This window comes from Lysobacter sp. Root916 (genome assembly GCF_001429785.1).
In the GTDB taxonomy this organism is placed as follows: Bacteria; Pseudomonadota; Gammaproteobacteria; order Xanthomonadales; family Xanthomonadaceae; genus Lysobacter.
The window spans coordinates 803,616-818,676 of the sequence record NZ_LMJF01000001.1; the positions used below are offsets into that span (position 1 = coordinate 803,616).

The window sequence follows — 15,061 nt, forward strand, 5'->3', positions numbered from 1 at the left end:
AGCGCTGGGTTGAGATGGCGTCGAACCCAACCGACCGACATCTCCGACAGAACAGGAGCAACTCATGAGCGCCATCGTCCGATCCTCCCAGTCCCAACTGCTGCGCCGCGCGATCCAGCTCGACGCCATCGCCACCGCGGCCATGGCCGCGCTGCTGATCGCGGCCGCCGCGCCCTTGTCTCAGTGGCTGCACTTGCCGCAGAACCTGTTGCTGGGCGCGGGCCTGGTACTGGTGCCCTACGTGGCCTTCCTGGGCTGGCTACTCAGCCGCGAGCGCATCTCCGCGCCCCAGGCCTGGTCGGTGATCGCGATCAACGCCTGCTGGACGATCGACAGCGCGATCCTGCTGCTCAGCGGCTGGGTCTCGCCGAACGCGCTGGGCTTGGCCTTCGTGATCGTGCAAGCGCTGGCGGTGGCGGCGTTCGCCGAGCTGCAGTACTTCGGCCTGCGCAAGCAGCAGCGCGGCTGAGCGGGCCCGGATCCACCTCTGCCTCCATGTAGGAGCGGCGCAAGCCGCGACCGCGCCACTTCGCTTGCGGCGATGGCGCGGTCAAAGGGATGGATGACGGTCGCGGCTCGCGCGGCTCCACCCCCAAAGCGCAGCGCCCCTTGCTTCCTGTGGGAGCGGTGTGAGCCGCGAAGGATGTGTCAGATCGAGACGAGATTCGGCATCTCGGTGCTTCGATCGCGGCTCACGCCGCTCCCACAGAAGGCAGAGCTCTGCTCCCACAGCAAGCGCGCAGCCGGTAGCGGCCTTCAGCTCAGACCGCGATACCTGCCGCGTGTCCCGAGGCCCAGGCCCATTGGAAGTTGTAGCCGCCCAGCCAGCCGGTCACGTCGACCACTTCGCCGACGAAATGCAGGCCCGCTACGCGCCGCGATTCCATGGTGCTGGAGGACAACTCGTCGGTGTCGACGCCGCCCAGGGTGACCTCGGCGGTGCGGTAGCCCTCGGTGCCGCTGGCGACCAGGGCCCAGTCCTGCAGCGTCGCCGCCAGCTGCTTCAACTCCGGCGGCGTGTACTGCTTCATCGGCTTGTTGCTCAGCCACAGCTCGCACAGGCGCTGGGCGAAACGCCGCGGCATCGCATCCGACAGCACGGTCTTGAGTTCGGCCGCCGGGCGTTCCAGTTGCTGCGCGCGCAGCCAGGCCGCGGCGTCCTGGCCCGGCAGCAGGTCCAGGCGCAAGTCGTCGCCGGGCTGCCAGTAGGACGAGATCTGCAGGATCGCCGGGCCGCTGACGCCGCGGTGGGTGATCAGCATCTGGTTGCTGAAGCTGCGGCCGTTGCAACGCGCGGTCACCGGCAGGGCGACGCCGCTGAGGTCGGCCAGGCGTTCCTGATGCTTGCCGCTGAGGGTCAGCGGCACCAGGCCCGCGCGCGTGGGCAGCACGCTATGGCCGAACTGGCGGGCGAGTTCGTAGCCGAAACCGGTCGCCCCCATGCTGGGGATCGACAGCGCGCCGGTGGCGATCACCAGCCGCGGTGCCGCGAACGCGCCGCGCGTGGTGTGCAGGCGGAACGGCGCCTCGCCCTCGGCGTGCAGCACGCGCTCGACGCTGCACGAGGTCTCGATGCGCACGCCCGCGTCCGCGCATTCGTCCAGCAGCATCTTGACGATCAGCTTGGACGAAACGTCGCAGAACAGCTGGCCGAGTTCCTTCTCGTGGTAGGCGATGCCGTGGCGTTCGACCAGATCCACGAAATCGGCCGGCGTGTAGCGCGCCAGCGCCGATTTGCAGTAATGCGGATTGGCCGAGATGAAGTTGGCCGGGCCGGTGCCGGTGTTGGTGAAGTTGCAGCGGCCGCCGCCCGACATCAGGATCTTCTTGCCGACCCGGTTGGCGTGCTCCACCACCAGCACGCGCTTGCCGCGCTGGCCGGCGGTCAGCGCGCACATCAGGCCGGCCGCGCCGCCGCCTACGATCAGGACGTCGTAAAGCTCCGCCATGCGTTCAAGCGGCCTGCGTGCCCACGCCCTGGCGCACCGACGGCGTCAGCGTGAGCGCGACGCGGTCGTTGCTGAGCGCGACTTCGCCGTCCTGGATCTGGCAGTCCAGGCGGAAGCTGCGTTCGACCATCGCCGCCATCGCCTCGACCGCGTCGCTGTCGATGTCCAGCACGGTAAGGTTCTTCAGGCGGCGCAGAATGGCGACGTTCTTGTCCCACCAGATGTCGGCCGCGCGCCCGCCGTAATTCACCACCACCACCTGGCGCGCGCGTCCGCAGGCCTTGCGGATGCGCGACTCGTCCGGCTGGCCGACGTCGATCCACAGCTCGATGTCGCCGGTGTAGTCGCGCAGGGCTAGGTCGGGCTCGTCCTCGCTGCTCAGGCCCGGGCCGAATTCCAGGCGCTCGTGCGCGTTCAGGGCGAAGGCGAGCATGCGCACCATCAGCCGCTGTTGGGTTTCCGAGGGGTGCTGGGCCAGGGTCAGGGCGTGGGCGGCGTAGTAATGCCGGTCCATGTCGCTGATTTGCAGTTCGATCTTGACGATGGTGGCGTTGGGCGCCATGGACGGACCTGCGGAGTGAAAAACAGCGCGCATTCTAGGCCCTGCGCGCCGGCGCCGCCTGAGCGGGGCCGGCTGGGCGAGAATGCGCGCATGCCCGTACCCCCCTTCCAGCCGCTCGACGGCGTCGCCGCCAGTCGCCTGCAACTGCCGCCGGGCCCCTGGGCGACGGTGCTGGACGGCCTGTGCGCGCGCTTCCCGGCCATCGCCCGCGCGCAGTGGCGCGAGCGCTTCGCGCGCGGGCGCGTGCTGGATGCGCAGGGCCGGGCGCTGGTGGAGGACGCGCCGTACCGGGTCGGCGCCGAGATCCGCTACTTCCGCGAGGTCGCCGCCGAGGCCGAGATCCCGTTCGAGGAACGCGTGCTGTACGCCGACGCCCATCTGCTGGTGGTCGACAAGCCGCATTTCCTGCCGGTGGTGCCGTCCGGCGGTTATGTCAGCCAGACGCTGCTGGCGCGGCTGACGCGCCGTTACGGCAGCGCCGAATTGGCGCCCTTGCACCGCCTGGATCGCGCCACCGCCGGGCTGGTGTTGTTCTCGGTCGATCCGCGCACGCGCTCGGCTTATCAGGCGCTGTTTCGCGAGCGCCGCATCGTCAAACGCTACGAGGCGCTGGCCGCGCCCTTGCCGCAATGGGCGTTTCCGCTGGAGCGGGCCAGCCGGCTGGAGCCAGGCGATCCCTTCTTCCTGATGCGCGAAGCCGAAGGCGCGCCCAACAGCCTGACCCGGATCGAGGTGCTGGTGCGCGGCGACACGCATTGGCGCTACGGGCTGGAACCGGTGAGCGGCCGCAAGCACCAGCTGCGCGTGCACATGGCGGCGCTGGGCGCACCCATCCTCAACGATCCGTTCTATCCCTTGCCGGCCGAGCGCACGGCCGACGATTACGCCCGGCCCTTGAAGCTGCTGGCGCGGTCGCTGGCGTTCGTCGATCCGGTGGATGGCAGCCAGCGGCGCTACGAAAGCGGCCTGTCGCTCTAGCGCTGCGAATCGCAGGGCAGGAACGGCACGAACCGCGGCCGTCATCCATCGCCTGCCGCGCTGGCGTCGTCAGCAGGGCGACGCGGTCGCGGCTCGCGCCGCTCCCCTAAAACAGGTTCACACCCACTCGCGCGAGGGCAGGGTGTAGCGGCGCTGCGGGCGGCCGACCAGGTCCAGGAAGTTGTTGAACACCGCGTCGGCGCGTTGCTGCATGCCGGCGATGTGTTCGGCGGTGTGGGCGCGGATCGCGGGCTCGCTGGTGCCGTGGCCCAGTTCTTCCAGTTCCCGCCGGTAGACCGGATTGGCCAGCCAGCGCTCGATCAGTGGCACGTCCATTTCCAGATGGAACTGGAAGCCGTAGGCGTTGTCGCCCCAGCGGAACGCCTGCTGTTCGCAGCTGTCGGTGCGCGCAAGATGGGTCGCGCCTTGCGGGACCTCGAAGCTGTAGCGATGCCATTGGAACACCGGAGCGCTCTCGGCCAACGGCGCCAGCACCGCGTCGTCGCGGCCCGGTTCGGTCGCGTGCAGCGGATACCAGCCGATCTCGGGCTGATGGTGGCGCCGCACCGGCGCGCCCAGCACATGCGCGAGCAACTGCGCGCCCAGGCAGATGCCCAGGATCGGTTTGCCCTGTTCCAGCATGCGTTCGATCGCGAGCAGCTCGGTGCGCAGGTGCGGGCGCTGGGCCTGGTCTTCGACGTTCATAGGCCCACCGAGCACGATCAGGCCGCGGTAGCGGTCGACATTGGGCTGAGCGTCGGGATCGCGATCGAAGTTGGTGAACCGGATGCGGTGCCCGCGACGACGGATCAGCGGGTCCAGCGTGCCCAGCGGCTCGGCGGCGACGTGTTGGAAAACCAGGATGCGGGGCATGGGGGACGAGGCGGCGGCTTACCTCACGACTATGCCAAAGCCGGGGCGTGCGTAGCGAGACTTGGCTTATGACGATTGGTTCGCTGAAGGCGGCGGGGGGCTGAGGACGCCTCAAGCTTGCGTCGGCGCTTCGGGGACGCGCGCCCTCATCCGCCCTGCGGGCACCTTCTCCCGCAAGCGGGAGAAGGGACAGCCAAGGTCGCCTGTTTGCTTTAGCCCCTCTCCGGCAAGCGAGAGAAGGGACGCCAAGTTCGCCTGCTTGCCTTAGCCCCTCTCCCGCAAGCGGGAGAGGGGTTGGGGTGAGGGCACGCGCAGCATCAACTAGCGCCGCCGCTTTGGATTCGCGCGCCCTCATCCGCCCTGCGGGCACCTTCTCCCGCAAGCGGGAGAAGGGACAGCCAAGGTCGCCTGCTGGCTTTAGCCCCTCTCCCGCTTGCGGGAGAGGGGGTGGGGTGAGGGCACGCGCAGCATCAACTTGCGCCGCCGCTTTGATTCGCGCGCCCTCATCCGCCCTCCGGGCACCTTCTCCCGCAAGCGGGAGAAGGGACAGCCAAGGTCGTCTGTTTGCCTTAGCCCCTCTCCCGCAAGCGGGAGAGGGGTTGGGGTGAGGGCACGCGCAGCATCAACTTGCGCCGACACTTTGGATTCGCGCGCCCTCATCCGCCCTCCGGGCACCTTCTCCCGCAAGCGGGAGAAGGGACCGCTAAGGTCGCCTGTTTGCGTTAGCCCCTCTCCCGCAAGCGGGAGAGGGGTTGGGGTGAGGGCATGCGCAGCATCAACTTGCGCCGACACTTTGGATTCGCGCGCCCTCATCCGCCCTGCGGGCACCTTCTCCCGCAAACGGGAGAAGGGACAGCCAAGGTCGTCTGTTTGCGTTAGCCACTCTCCCGCAAGCGGGATAAGGGAGCCAGCCGCCTCAGCGCGGATCGCGCGGCTTGAACGGCTTGCGGGGACCCGCGCCGTGCGGCTTGCCACCACTGGGACGCGGGCCGCCTGGGCCGCGCGCACCGGGGCCGCCAGGGCCGCCCGGACGACGGCTGCGGCCGCCCTCGGTGTCGCCGGGGCCGGCGCGCTGGATGCGCAGCGGCTGGCCGGCCACACGCACCTTCTTCAGATGCTCCATCAGTTCGCGCGGCATGCCTTCCGGCAAATCGACCAGGGTGTAGTCGTCGCGGATGTCGATGCGGCCGATGTAGCGGCTTTCCAGGTCGGCCTCGTTGGCGATCGCGCCGACGATGTTGCCCGGCTGCACGCCGTGGCTGTGGCCGACCTCGATACGGAAAGTCTCCATGCCGAGTTCGGGACCGGCCTGCGGCGGGCGCGGGGCGCGCTCGCGCTCCGCGCGCGGCGCGGGCGCTTCGTCGTCGAAGAAGGACTCGGCGGCATTGACCGAACGCGGCGCGGGCGGGGTGAACTGGCGGGTCTCGTGGCGGTGCGCGGGCGGCGCCTCGTCGCGCGGCGCGTAGCTGCGCTCTTGGGCCGGACGCGGCGCGTCGGCGCGCGGATGCTCGCGGCGGTGGGCGCCGGCGTTGGAGGCGTTGTCGCGCTCGACGAATTTGCGCGTGGCCGCGCCGCGGTGCTCGCGCGGCCCCTCGCGCTCTTCGCGCTGGTAGCGTTGCGCCGGCGGCGGGGTCAGCAGCAGCGGGTTGTCGCCCTGCACCAGCTTGGCCAGGGCCGCGGCGATCTCCACCGCGGGCACGTTCTTCTCGCGCTCGTAGCGCTCGACCATGTCGCGGAACAGGCTCAGGTCGCTGCTTTCCAGCGCATCGCTGATGCGGCCGAGGAAGCGCGTGACCCGCTGCTCGTTGACGGTCTCGACGCTGGGCAGCTCCATCGGTTCGATCGGCTGGCGGGTGGCGCGTTCGATCGCGCGCAGCATGCCGCGCTCGCGCGGGGTCACGAACAGGATCGCTTCGCCCTTGCGCCCGGCGCGGCCGGTGCGGCCGATGCGGTGGACGTAGCTTTCGGTGTCGTAGGGGATGTCGTAGTTCAGCACGTGGCTGATGCGGTCCACGTCCAGGCCGCGCGCGGCCACGTCGGTGGCGACCAGGACGTCGATCTTGCCGTCCTTGAGGTTCTGGATGGTCTTCTCGCGCTGCGCCTGCTGCACGTCGCCGTTGATCGCGGCGGCCGAAATGCCCCTGGCGGACAGTTTCTCGGCCAGTTCCTCGGTGCCCAGCTTGGTGCGCGAGAACACGATCATGGCGTCGAAGGTCTCGGCCTCCAGGATCCGGGTCAGCGCATCGAGCTTGTGCACGCCGCTGACCGACCAGTAACGCTGACGGATGTTGGCCGCGGTGGTGGTCTTGGCCTTGATCGCGATCTCGACCGGCTCTTTCAGATAGGTCTGGGCGATGCGCTTGATCGGCGCCGGCATGGTCGCCGAGAACAGCGCGACCTGGCGCGATTCCGGGGTCTTCTTGAGCACGCTCTCGACGTCGTCGATGAAGCCCATGCGCAGCATTTCGTCGGCTTCGTCCAGCACCAGGCAGCGCAGCTCGGACAGGTCCAGGGTGCCGCGGTCGAGGTGGTCGATGACCCGGCCCGGGGTGCCGACCACCACGTGCACGCCGCGCTTGAGCGCCTGCAGCTGCGGGTAGTAGCTCTGGCCGCCGTAGATCGGCAGTACGTGGAAACCGGGCAGGTGTACGGCGTATTTCTGGAAGGCCTCGGCGACCTGGATCGCCAGTTCGCGCGTCGGCGCCAGCACCAGGGCCTGCGGCTTGAACTGCTTGGGATCGATCTGGGCCAGGATCGGCAGCGCGAACGCGGCGGTCTTGCCGGTACCGGTCTGGGCCTGGCCCAGCACGTCGCGGCCTTCCAGCAGCGGCGGGATGGTGGCGGCCTGGATCGGCGAGGGCGACTCGTAGCCGACGTCGGACAGCGCGCGCAGCAGCGGCTCGGACAGGGCGAGGTCGGTGAACTTCAGCGACGGCGCCTCGGCGGAACTGGCGGGGTCGGAAGGGGCGGAACTGGAACTGGGCGTCTCGGCGCTCATGGGGCGGCTCGGCAGCGCCGGCGGAGGCCGGTCGGAAGACCGCCTAGTGTACCGGACGCGGGTGGAGCACTGGCTCAGCGGCGCGGAAACCGCCTGGAAATGCGCGGTTTTCTGGCGCTGGCGGCGTTCCGCGCGCTGAATCGTCGTTCAGTTCCCGCCTTTGGAAAAGGGCGCTAGGGGAGATTTGCGCGAAGGCGATCGGCTGCGTCCGCTTAGAAGCAAAAGCAAATCTCCCCCAACCCCTCTTTTTCAAAGAGGGGAGACCAGCCAAAAATGGGGAGGGCCGCGGCGAGCGATATCCGCGCCTCAGCGCGCCCGCGCGTCCTTCTCGACTCGCCCGTCCTTCATCACCCACTCGACCCGCTTGAGCACGGTCACGTCCTGCAGCGGGTCGCCCGATACCGCGATCAGGTCGGCGCGCTTGCCCGGTTCCAGGCTGCCGACCTGGTCGGACAGGCCCAGCAGGTCGGCGGCGTTCACGGTCGCGGCCTGGATCGCCTGCGGCGCGGTCATGCCGTGGGCGACCATGAGCTCGAATTCGTCGGCGTTGCGGCCGTGCAGGCTGACGCCGGCGTCGGTGCCGAAGGCGATCTTCACGCCCGCCGGCACGGCCGCTTCCAGGGCCTTGCCGGTGATGCCGATGCGCCATTCGATCTTGGCCCGGACTTCGCCGGTATAGGCCTGCGGGTTCTTGGCCAGACGCTCCTTGTAGCCGTTGACCGTGGACAGCGTGGGCACGTAGTAGGCGCCGGTCTTGCGGAACAAGGCGATGTCTTCGCGGTCCAGCAGGGTGCCGTGCTCGATCGAATCGGCGCCCGCGCGCAGCGCGACCGCGATGCCGTCGGCGCCGTGCGCGTGCACCGCGACCTTCTTGCGGTACAGGTGCGCGGTTTCGACGATGGCGCGCGCCTCATCGTCGAACATCTGCTGGCCCAGGCCGGCGCCGATGCGGCTGTTGACGCCGCCGGTGGTGGCGATCTTGATCACGTCGACGCCGCGCGCGATCTGCCGGCGCACCGCGCGCCGGCAATCGTCGGCGCCGTCGCAGGTGTTGCCGTGCACGTCCAGCGCGGCATGCAGGTCCTCGCGGAAGCCCAGGGTCGGGTCCATGTGGCCGGCGGTGGTCGAGATCGCCGAACCGGCGTCGAGGATGCGCGGCCCGGGCAGCTTGCCGGCCGCGACCGCGTCGCGCAGGGCCAGGGTCACGCCGTCGCTGTCGCCGAGGTTGCGCACCGTGGTGAAGCCGGCATGCAAGGTCTTGCGCGCGTTGACCGCGGCTTCGAAGGCGTGGTCGGCGACGCTGCCGGAGACGCTGTCGAGCTGGCCTTCGACGCCGGCCTTGTCCGACACCAAGTGCACGTGGCAGTCGATCAGGCCCGGCAGCACGTAGCGGTCGCGCAGGTCCAGCACGGTCGCGTCGGCGGGCACGCCGGCGAACGCGGCAGCGTCCTGGTAGCCGTCGCGCACTGCTTCCACGCGCCCGGCGCGCAGCAGCAGGGTGCTGGCGCCGCGCGGCGCCTGGCCGGGGCGGTCGAGCAGGCGGCCGGCATGGACCAGGGTCCAGTCGGCGTTCTGCGCGGACGCCGCCATCGGCAGGCAGGCCAGCAACGCGGGCAGGCACCAGGCGGGCAGGGCGGGGCGGCGCGGGTTCGGGGTCATCGTCGGGCTCGGCTGGACGCGAAGCCCCGAGCATACCCGCGCGCGCCGGGCTTCAAACGCGACTTCGCGCCAGCCAGCGATCGAGTTGGTTGGCGAAGGCCTGGCGATCGCGCGCATGGAACACCGGCGGGCCGCCGGTCTGCACGCCGGCGCCGCGCAGTTCGTCCATGAAATTGCGCATCGACAGGCGCTGGGCAATGTTGTCGGCGGTGTAGAGGTCGCCGCGCGGATTCAGCGCGACCGCGTGTTTTTCCAGCACCAGCGCGGCCAGCGGGATGTCCTGGGTGACCACCAGGTCGCCAGCGGCGACGCGCTGCACGATCTCGTTGTCGGCCACGTCCAGGCCGGACGGCACCTGGATCGCGCGCACGTAGCGCGAGCCGGGCGTGCGCAGCCACTGGTTGGCGACCAGGGTGACCTGGATGCGCGCGCGTTCGGCGGCGCGGAACAGGATCTCGCGGATCACGCCGGGGCAGGCATCGGCATCGACCCAGATCTGCGGGGCAGGCGGCTGCGCGGCAGGGACGGGGGCGTCGGTCATCGGAAGGGGGTTCGCAGGCACGGCCGTGACGGCTGCGCCGGGGGGAGGCGGGGCGGACAGCGGGGTCCGCGCGCCTGCACTGGCTGGGGCGGGGCGGGCGACTGGCGTCGCCTCGGCCCGGGGCACGCCTCAGCCGTTGCTGCGTTCGTCGTCGCGGGGGCTGCCGCTGGGATCGGCCGGCGCGCCGGTGTCCTTGGCCGCGGCCTTCTTGGCCGCCTTTTCGTCCTGCTTCTTCTTCTTGGCGATCTCGCGCTGGCGCTTCTCGAACGAGTAATTGGGCTTGGCCATGTATGGCGATCTCGATGGGGAATGCCACCAGTCTAGGCCATGCGCGGCCCCGGAGCCGAATCGCCGAACCGCCGCGACCGCTACCATGGGCCCGGACCCCACCGCCCAGGCCGTCATGATCCGCGTCCACCATCTGAACAATTCGCGCTCGCAGCGCGTGCTCTGGCTGCTGGAAGAGCTGGAACTGCCCTACGAGGTCGTGCGCTACCAGCGCGACGCCCAGACCCTGCTGGCGCCGCCGGAACTGCGCCGGATCCACCCGCTGGGCAAATCGCCGGTGCTGGAGGACGGCGAGCGGGTCCTGGCCGAGTCGGCCGCGATCCTGGAATACCTGGCCGAGCGCTACGACGGCGAGCATCGCTACAGCCCGCCGCCGGCGCCGCTGGATGGGCCCGAGCGCCTGCGCTGCCGCTACTGGCTGCACTACGCCGAGGGCTCGGCGATGCCGCCGTTGCTGCTGAGCCTGGTGTTCGCGCGCCTGAAGCGCGCGCCGATGCCGTTCTTCGCCAAGCCGGTGGCGCGCGGGATCGCCGACAAGGCCATGGCCAGCTTCGTCGGACCGCAGCTCAAGCTGCACCTGGACTACATCGAGGCCGAGCTGGGCCGGCACGCCTGGTTCGCGGGCGAGCGCTTCGGCATCGCCGACATCCAGATGAGCTTCCCGGTCGAAGCCGCGGTCGCGCGCGCGGGTGGCGATCGTCCGCGCATGCAGGCGTTCCTCGAACGCATCCACGCCCGGCCCGCGTACCAGCGCGCGCTGGAGCGCGGCGGTCCCTTCGACGTGCTGGGCTGAGATGCTGGCTTTCGACTTCGACAACGCCTTAATCCGCGAACTGCCCGCCGACCCCGAAACGGGGCCAGGCGTGCGCCAGGTGCAGGGCGCCTTGTATTCGCGCGTGCAGCCGACCCCGGTGGCGGCGCCGCGCCTGCTCGCGTACTCGGCCGAGATGGCCGCGCGCCTGGGTCTGGACGAGGCCGCGCTGCGCTCGCCGGAGTTCGCCCAGGTGTTCGCCGGCAACGCCTTGCTGCCCGGCATGCAGCCGTTCGCGTCGAATTACGGCGGGCATCAGTTCGGGCATTGGGCGGGGCAGTTGGGCGACGGTCGCGCGATCAGCCTGGGCGAGGTCGTCAACGCCGCCGGCGAGCGCTGGGAGCTGCAGCTCAAGGGCGCCGGCCCGACCCCGTACTCGCGCACGGCCGATGGCCGCGCGGTGCTGCGCTCCTCGGTGCGCGAATTCCTGTGCAGCGAGGCCATGCATCACCTGGGCGTGCCGACCACGCGCGCGCTCAGCCTGATCGGCACCGGCGAGCACGTGGTGCGCGACATGTTCTACGACGGCCATCCGAAGGCCGAACCCGGCGCGGTGGTGTGTCGGGTCGCGCCTTCGTTCCTGCGTTTCGGGCATTTCGAATTGCCGGCCTCGCGCGGCGACAACGAGTTGCTGCGGCGCCTGGTGGATTTCTGCATCGGCCGCGACTACCCGCAGCTGACGGGCGGCGGCGAAGCGCTGTACGCGGCTTGGTTCGCCCAGGTCTGCGAGCGCACCGCGATCACCATGGCGCATTGGATGCGGGTCGGTTTCGTGCACGGGGTGATGAACACCGACAACCTGTCCATCCTCGGCCTGACCATCGATTACGGCCCTTACGGCTGGATCGACGACTACGATCCGGACTGGACCCCCAACACCACCGACGCCGGCGGCCGCCGCTACCGTTATGGCGCGCAGCCGCAGGTGGCGTACTGGAGTCTGTCGCGTCTGGCCGGCGCGCTGTCGCCGCTGTTCGCCGACGTGGCGCCGCTGCAGGATGGCCTGCGCCGCTACGTCGAGGCCTGGAACGCGGCCGAGCGCGACACGGTCGCGCGCAAGCTCGGCCTGCGCGAGTGCGGCGATGAGGACCTGGCGCTAATGGACGCGCTGCGCGAACTGATGCGTGCGGCCGAGATCGACATGACCTTGTGGTTCCGCGCCTTGTCCGACTGGGACGCCGAGGCCGGCCTGCAGCCGTTCGCGGACGCGTTCTACGACCCGGCCAAGCGCGCTGAGCACGAACCGGCGCTGCTGGCCTGGCTGGCCCGCTACCGCACGCGCCTGGCCGAGGACGCGCTGCCTGCGCCCGAGCGCCGGGCGCGCATGCGCGCGAGCAACCCGCGCTATGTGCTGCGCAATTACCTGGCCCAGCAGGCGATCGACCGCGCCGAGCAGGGCGATGCGGACGGTGTGACCGAGTTGCTGGAGGTGATGCGCCGACCCTACGAGGACCAGCCCGGCCGCGAGGCCTACGCGCAACGTCGCCCCGACTGGGCGCGCGACCGCGCCGGTTGTTCGATGCTGTCCTGCAGCTCCTGAAGTCGGGTGCCGTCGTCGCAGCGAGGGTCGGCTCGATGGCTACGCAAACCGCCGCTCTCTGTGGGAGCGGCGTAAGCCGCGATTCGTCAGTGGGAGCCGGTGGCGCTGGAGTGTGCGGTGGCGCGATCGCGGCTTACGCCGCTCCCACAGGAAGCAGGGGTGCGGCTTTGCGAGTGGTCGCGCGCGCTCGAGGTCTCGGGATAGGAGCGGCGTAAGCCGCGATTCGTCGGTGGGCGCCGGTGGCGCTGGGGTGCGCGGCGGCGCGATCGCGGCTTACGCCGCTCCCACAGGAAGCAGGGGCGCGGCTTTGCGAATGGTCGAGCGCGCTCGAGGTCTCGGGGTAGGAGCAGCGCAAGCCGCGATTCGTCAGGTGGCGCCGGTGGCGCTGGGGTGCGCGGCGGCGCGATCGCGGCTTACGCCGCTCCCACAGGAAGCGGGGCGCGGCGGTCTTACGAGGGCTTGCGCCGCTGCTACCCCGAGGCGTGGGGCATGCTGACGAATAGCGTCAGCGGGCTCGGTGGCTGGGCCCGGTTTATCCGAGGCTCATGAAGCACGCCCGCGCACAGGCGCGGGCGGCGGGGTTGATCGGCGATCCGGCCGGCCGCATAGGGCCGGCGAAGCGCGCGATCAGGTCGGCGCAAAGCCCTTGGTGGCCTTCTTTTCGTTCTTCTCGGCGCGCTTTTCCTTGATCGTCTTGGTCGGTTTCTTCTTGGTTTCTTTCTTGCGGTCCAAGCCCTTGCTCATGGCAGGCTCCTCGATTCGGTGGTGGCGGCCGCAGCACCATGCCGGCGGCGAGGCGCCAGTATGCGCCGTGCCGGGATCCGGCGCGCGCCCGGACGGCGCCGGGGCGCGTGCCCCGGCTACAATGGTCGGATGCCTTTGATCACCGTTCAGAACGTCGACTACAGCGTCGGCGGCCCGCTCCTGCTCGAAAACGTCGAACTGTCCATCGAACCGGGCGAGCGCATCGCCCTGATCGGTCGCAACGGCGCGGGCAAGTCCACGCTCATGAAACTGCTGGCCGGAGAAATCCAGCCCGACGACGGCCGCATCCTGGTCGACGGCGGCCGCCGCGACGGCAATACCCGCATCGCCCGGCTCGAGCAGGAAGTCCCGCCCGGCGCCAACGGCACCGTCTTCGACGTGGTCGCCGACGGCCTGGGCGAGCTCGGCCATTGGTTGGCCGAATACCACCATCTGACCCACGCCGACCACTACGACGCCGATGCGGTCGCCGCGGTCCAGACCAAGATCGAGGCCGCCCACGGCTGGGGCCTGGATCAGCGCGTCACCGAGACCCTGGCCCGGCTCGACCTGGACGGCGAGGTCGAATTCTCCGGCCTGTCCGGCGGCATGAAGCGGCGCGTGCTGCTGGCGCGCGCGCTGGTCTCCGCGCCGGACCTGCTGCTGCTGGACGAGCCCACCAACCACCTCGACATCGAAGCCATCGACTGGCTGGAACAGTTCCTCAAGTCCTGGCAGGGCGCGCTGGTGTTCGTGACCCACGACCGCCGCTTCCTGCGTGCGCTGGCGACCCGCATCGTCGAGATCGACCGCGGCCAGGTCACCAGTTGGCCCGGCGACTGGGACAACTACGTGCGTCGCCGCGAGGAACGCCTGAACGCCGAGGCGCAGGAGAACGCGCGCTTCGACAAGCTGCTGGCGCAGGAAGAGGTCTGGATCCGCCAGGGCATCAAGGCCCGGCGCACCCGCGACGAAGGCCGCGTGCGCCGCCTCAAGGCGATGCGCAACGAGCGCGCCGCGCGCCGCGACCTGACCGGCAACGTGCGCATGGACTTCGCCCAGAACGAAGCCTCCGGCCGCAAGGTCGTGGAGACCAAGTCGGTGTCGTTCGATTTCGGCGGCAAGCCGCTGCTGCGCGACGTGTCGACCACGATCTTCCGCGGCGACCGGATCGGCCTGATCGGGCCCAACGGCAGCGGCAAGACCACCCTGCTCAAGATCCTGCTCGGCGATCTGCAGCCCAAGGCCGGCGAAGTGCGCGAAGGCAGCAAACTGCAGGTCGCCTACTTCGACCAGTACCGCGCGACCCTGCGCGAGGACTGGAACGCGATCGAGAACGTGGCCGAAGGCCGCGAGTTCGTCGAGGTCGGCGGCAAGAGCAAGCACGTGATCGGCTATCTGCAGGATTTCCTGTTCACCCCCGAACGCGCGCGCGCGCCGATCACGCGCCTGTCCGGCGGCGAGCGCAACCGCCTGCTGCTGGCCAAGCTGTTCGCGCAGCCGTCCAACCTGCTGGTGATGGACGAACCGACCAACGATCTGGACGTGGAAACGCTGGAGCTGCTGGAGGAATTGCTGGGCGATTACCCCGGCACCCTGCTGCTGGTCAGCCACGACCGCGACTTCCTCGACAACGTGGTGACCTCGACCCTGGTGATGGAAGGCGAGGGCCGGGTCGGCGAGTACGTGGGCGGCTACACCGATTGGCTGCGGCAGCGGCCGGTGGCCTCGGTCGGCGCGGCCAAGCCCGCCGCGGGCGCGCCCAGCGCGGGCAAGCCGGAGCCGGCCAAGGCCGAAGCCGCGGCGCCGGCGGCCAAGCGCAAGCTCAGCTACAAGGAAACGCGCGAGCTGGAGCAGTTGCCGCTGCGCATCGAGCAACTGGAAACGCGCCTGGCCGAACTGACCGAACAGATGAACGAACCGGCGTTCTACCAGCGCGACAGCGCCGCGATCAACGCCCACAACGCGACCCTGGCGCAGGCCCAGGCGGAGTTGGACGCGGCATACGCGCGCTGGAGCGAACTGGACGCCTGAGGCCGCGCCGCCCCCCAACTTCCGTCGCTTGCGCGGCGGCCGCGGCGCGGTTCCTAATCGCCGCAACGGCCGGTCGCGGCCTGG

The 15,061-nt window shown here is 70.1% G+C and carries 12 protein-coding genes; 5 read left to right on the plus strand and 7 right to left on the minus strand.

Translation table 11 applies throughout. The features are described from left to right. The first annotated feature begins 64 nt into the window (after positions 1–64). On the plus strand, positions 65–469 hold the full coding sequence (locus ASE35_RS03775) for a hypothetical protein (protein ID WP_056174173.1): 405 nt from the start codon (positions 65–67) through the stop codon (positions 467–469). 292 nt (positions 470–761) lie between these two features. Here the strand turns inward: ASE35_RS03775 and ASE35_RS03780 are convergent, their stop codons facing one another. Both ASE35_RS03780 and ASE35_RS03785 read right to left on the minus strand, forming a co-directional pair. Continuing rightward, positions 762–1,949, minus strand: coding sequence for an NAD(P)/FAD-dependent oxidoreductase (locus ASE35_RS03780; RefSeq protein WP_057163006.1), 1,188 nt, complete (start codon positions 1,947–1,949; stop codon positions 762–764). 4 nt (positions 1,950–1,953) lie between these two features. Continuing rightward, positions 1,954–2,511 carry a YaeQ family protein gene (locus ASE35_RS03785; protein ID WP_056174177.1) on the minus strand — a complete coding sequence of 186 codons (558 nt, stop codon included), beginning with the start codon at positions 2,509–2,511 and terminating at the stop codon, positions 1,954–1,956. Between the two features lie 90 nt (positions 2,512–2,601). On the opposite strand from ASE35_RS03785, the gene ASE35_RS03790 reads away from it, so the two are divergent. Then, positions 2,602–3,489, plus strand: a complete 888-nt coding sequence (locus ASE35_RS03790) for a pseudouridine synthase (protein ID WP_057163007.1) — start codon at positions 2,602–2,604, stop codon at positions 3,487–3,489. 117 nt (positions 3,490–3,606) lie between these two features. On the opposite strand, the gene ASE35_RS03795 is transcribed toward ASE35_RS03790, so the two are convergent. The 5 genes from ASE35_RS03795 to ASE35_RS21590 all read right to left on the minus strand — a co-directional run bounded on the left by ASE35_RS03795 (position 3,607) and on the right by ASE35_RS21590 (position 9,848). Continuing rightward, entirely contained in the window at positions 3,607–4,362 is a 756-nt protein-coding gene (locus ASE35_RS03795) for a gamma-glutamyl-gamma-aminobutyrate hydrolase family protein (protein WP_057163008.1), read from the minus strand. A 916-nt stretch (positions 4,363–5,278) separates the two neighbouring features. After that, positions 5,279–7,360 (minus strand): DEAD/DEAH box helicase, encoded by a 2,082-nt coding sequence (locus ASE35_RS03800; RefSeq protein WP_057163009.1) that lies wholly within the window; start codon positions 7,358–7,360, stop codon positions 5,279–5,281. A 306-nt stretch (positions 7,361–7,666) separates the two neighbouring features. After that, on the minus strand, positions 7,667–9,019 hold the full coding sequence (locus ASE35_RS03805; RefSeq protein WP_200956986.1) for an amidohydrolase family protein: 1,353 nt from the start codon (positions 9,017–9,019) through the stop codon (positions 7,667–7,669). A gap of 52 nt (positions 9,020–9,071) precedes the next feature. Continuing rightward, the gene (locus ASE35_RS03810; protein ID WP_056174187.1) at positions 9,072–9,560 is read right to left on the minus strand and encodes a YaiI/YqxD family protein; all 489 of its coding nucleotides are present in this window, start codon (positions 9,558–9,560) and stop codon (positions 9,072–9,074) included. Positions 9,561–9,689: 129 nt separating this feature from the next. Continuing rightward, the gene (locus ASE35_RS21590) at positions 9,690–9,848 is read right to left on the minus strand and encodes a hypothetical protein (RefSeq protein WP_200943932.1); all 159 of its coding nucleotides are present in this window, start codon (positions 9,846–9,848) and stop codon (positions 9,690–9,692) included. A gap of 115 nt (positions 9,849–9,963) precedes the next feature. Here ASE35_RS21590 and ASE35_RS03815 point away from each other — a divergent pair, with 115 nt between their 5' ends. From ASE35_RS03815 to ASE35_RS03825, 3 genes are all read left to right on the plus strand, one after another. After that, a complete protein-coding gene (locus ASE35_RS03815; RefSeq protein WP_057163414.1) occupies positions 9,964–10,641 on the plus strand; it encodes a glutathione S-transferase in 678 nt (225 codons plus the stop codon). A gap of 1 nt (position 10,642) precedes the next feature. Next, a complete protein-coding gene (locus ASE35_RS03820) occupies positions 10,643–12,199 on the plus strand; it encodes a YdiU family protein (RefSeq protein ID WP_057163010.1) in 1,557 nt (518 codons plus the stop codon). Between the two features lie 873 nt (positions 12,200–13,072). Next, positions 13,073–14,977, plus strand: coding sequence for an ATP-binding cassette domain-containing protein (locus ASE35_RS03825; protein WP_057163011.1), 1,905 nt, complete (start codon positions 13,073–13,075; stop codon positions 14,975–14,977). Positions 14,978–15,061: the final 84 nt, after the last annotated feature.

Excerpts from the sequence above, each read along its gene's own strand:
- ASE35_RS03775 (WP_056174173.1), top strand. The coding sequence starts at position 65 with ATGAGCGCCATCGTCCGATCCTCCCAGTCCCAACTGCTGCGCCGCGCG.
- ASE35_RS03780 (WP_057163006.1), bottom strand. The coding sequence starts at position 1,949 with ATGGCGGAGCTTTACGACGTCCTGATCGTAGGCGGCGGCGCGGCCGGC.
- ASE35_RS03785 (WP_056174177.1), bottom strand. The coding sequence starts at position 2,511 with ATGGCGCCCAACGCCACCATCGTCAAGATCGAACTGCAAATCAGCGAC.
- ASE35_RS03790 (WP_057163007.1), top strand. The coding sequence starts at position 2,602 with ATGCCCGTACCCCCCTTCCAGCCGCTCGACGGCGTCGCCGCCAGTCGC.
- ASE35_RS03795 (WP_057163008.1), bottom strand. The coding sequence starts at position 4,362 with ATGCCCCGCATCCTGGTTTTCCAACACGTCGCCGCCGAGCCGCTGGGC.
- ASE35_RS03800 (WP_057163009.1), bottom strand. The coding sequence starts at position 7,360 with ATGAGCGCCGAGACGCCCAGTTCCAGTTCCGCCCCTTCCGACCCCGCC.
- ASE35_RS03805 (WP_200956986.1), bottom strand. The coding sequence starts at position 9,019 with ATGACCCCGAACCCGCGCCGCCCCGCCCTGCCCGCCTGGTGCCTGCCC.
- ASE35_RS03810 (WP_056174187.1), bottom strand. The coding sequence starts at position 9,560 with ATGACCGACGCCCCCGTCCCTGCCGCGCAGCCGCCTGCCCCGCAGATC.
- ASE35_RS21590 (WP_200943932.1), bottom strand. The coding sequence starts at position 9,848 with ATGGCCAAGCCCAATTACTCGTTCGAGAAGCGCCAGCGCGAGATCGCC.
- ASE35_RS03815 (WP_057163414.1), top strand. The coding sequence starts at position 9,964 with ATGATCCGCGTCCACCATCTGAACAATTCGCGCTCGCAGCGCGTGCTC.
- ASE35_RS03820 (WP_057163010.1), top strand. The coding sequence starts at position 10,643 with ATGCTGGCTTTCGACTTCGACAACGCCTTAATCCGCGAACTGCCCGCC.
- ASE35_RS03825 (WP_057163011.1), top strand. The coding sequence starts at position 13,073 with ATGCCTTTGATCACCGTTCAGAACGTCGACTACAGCGTCGGCGGCCCG.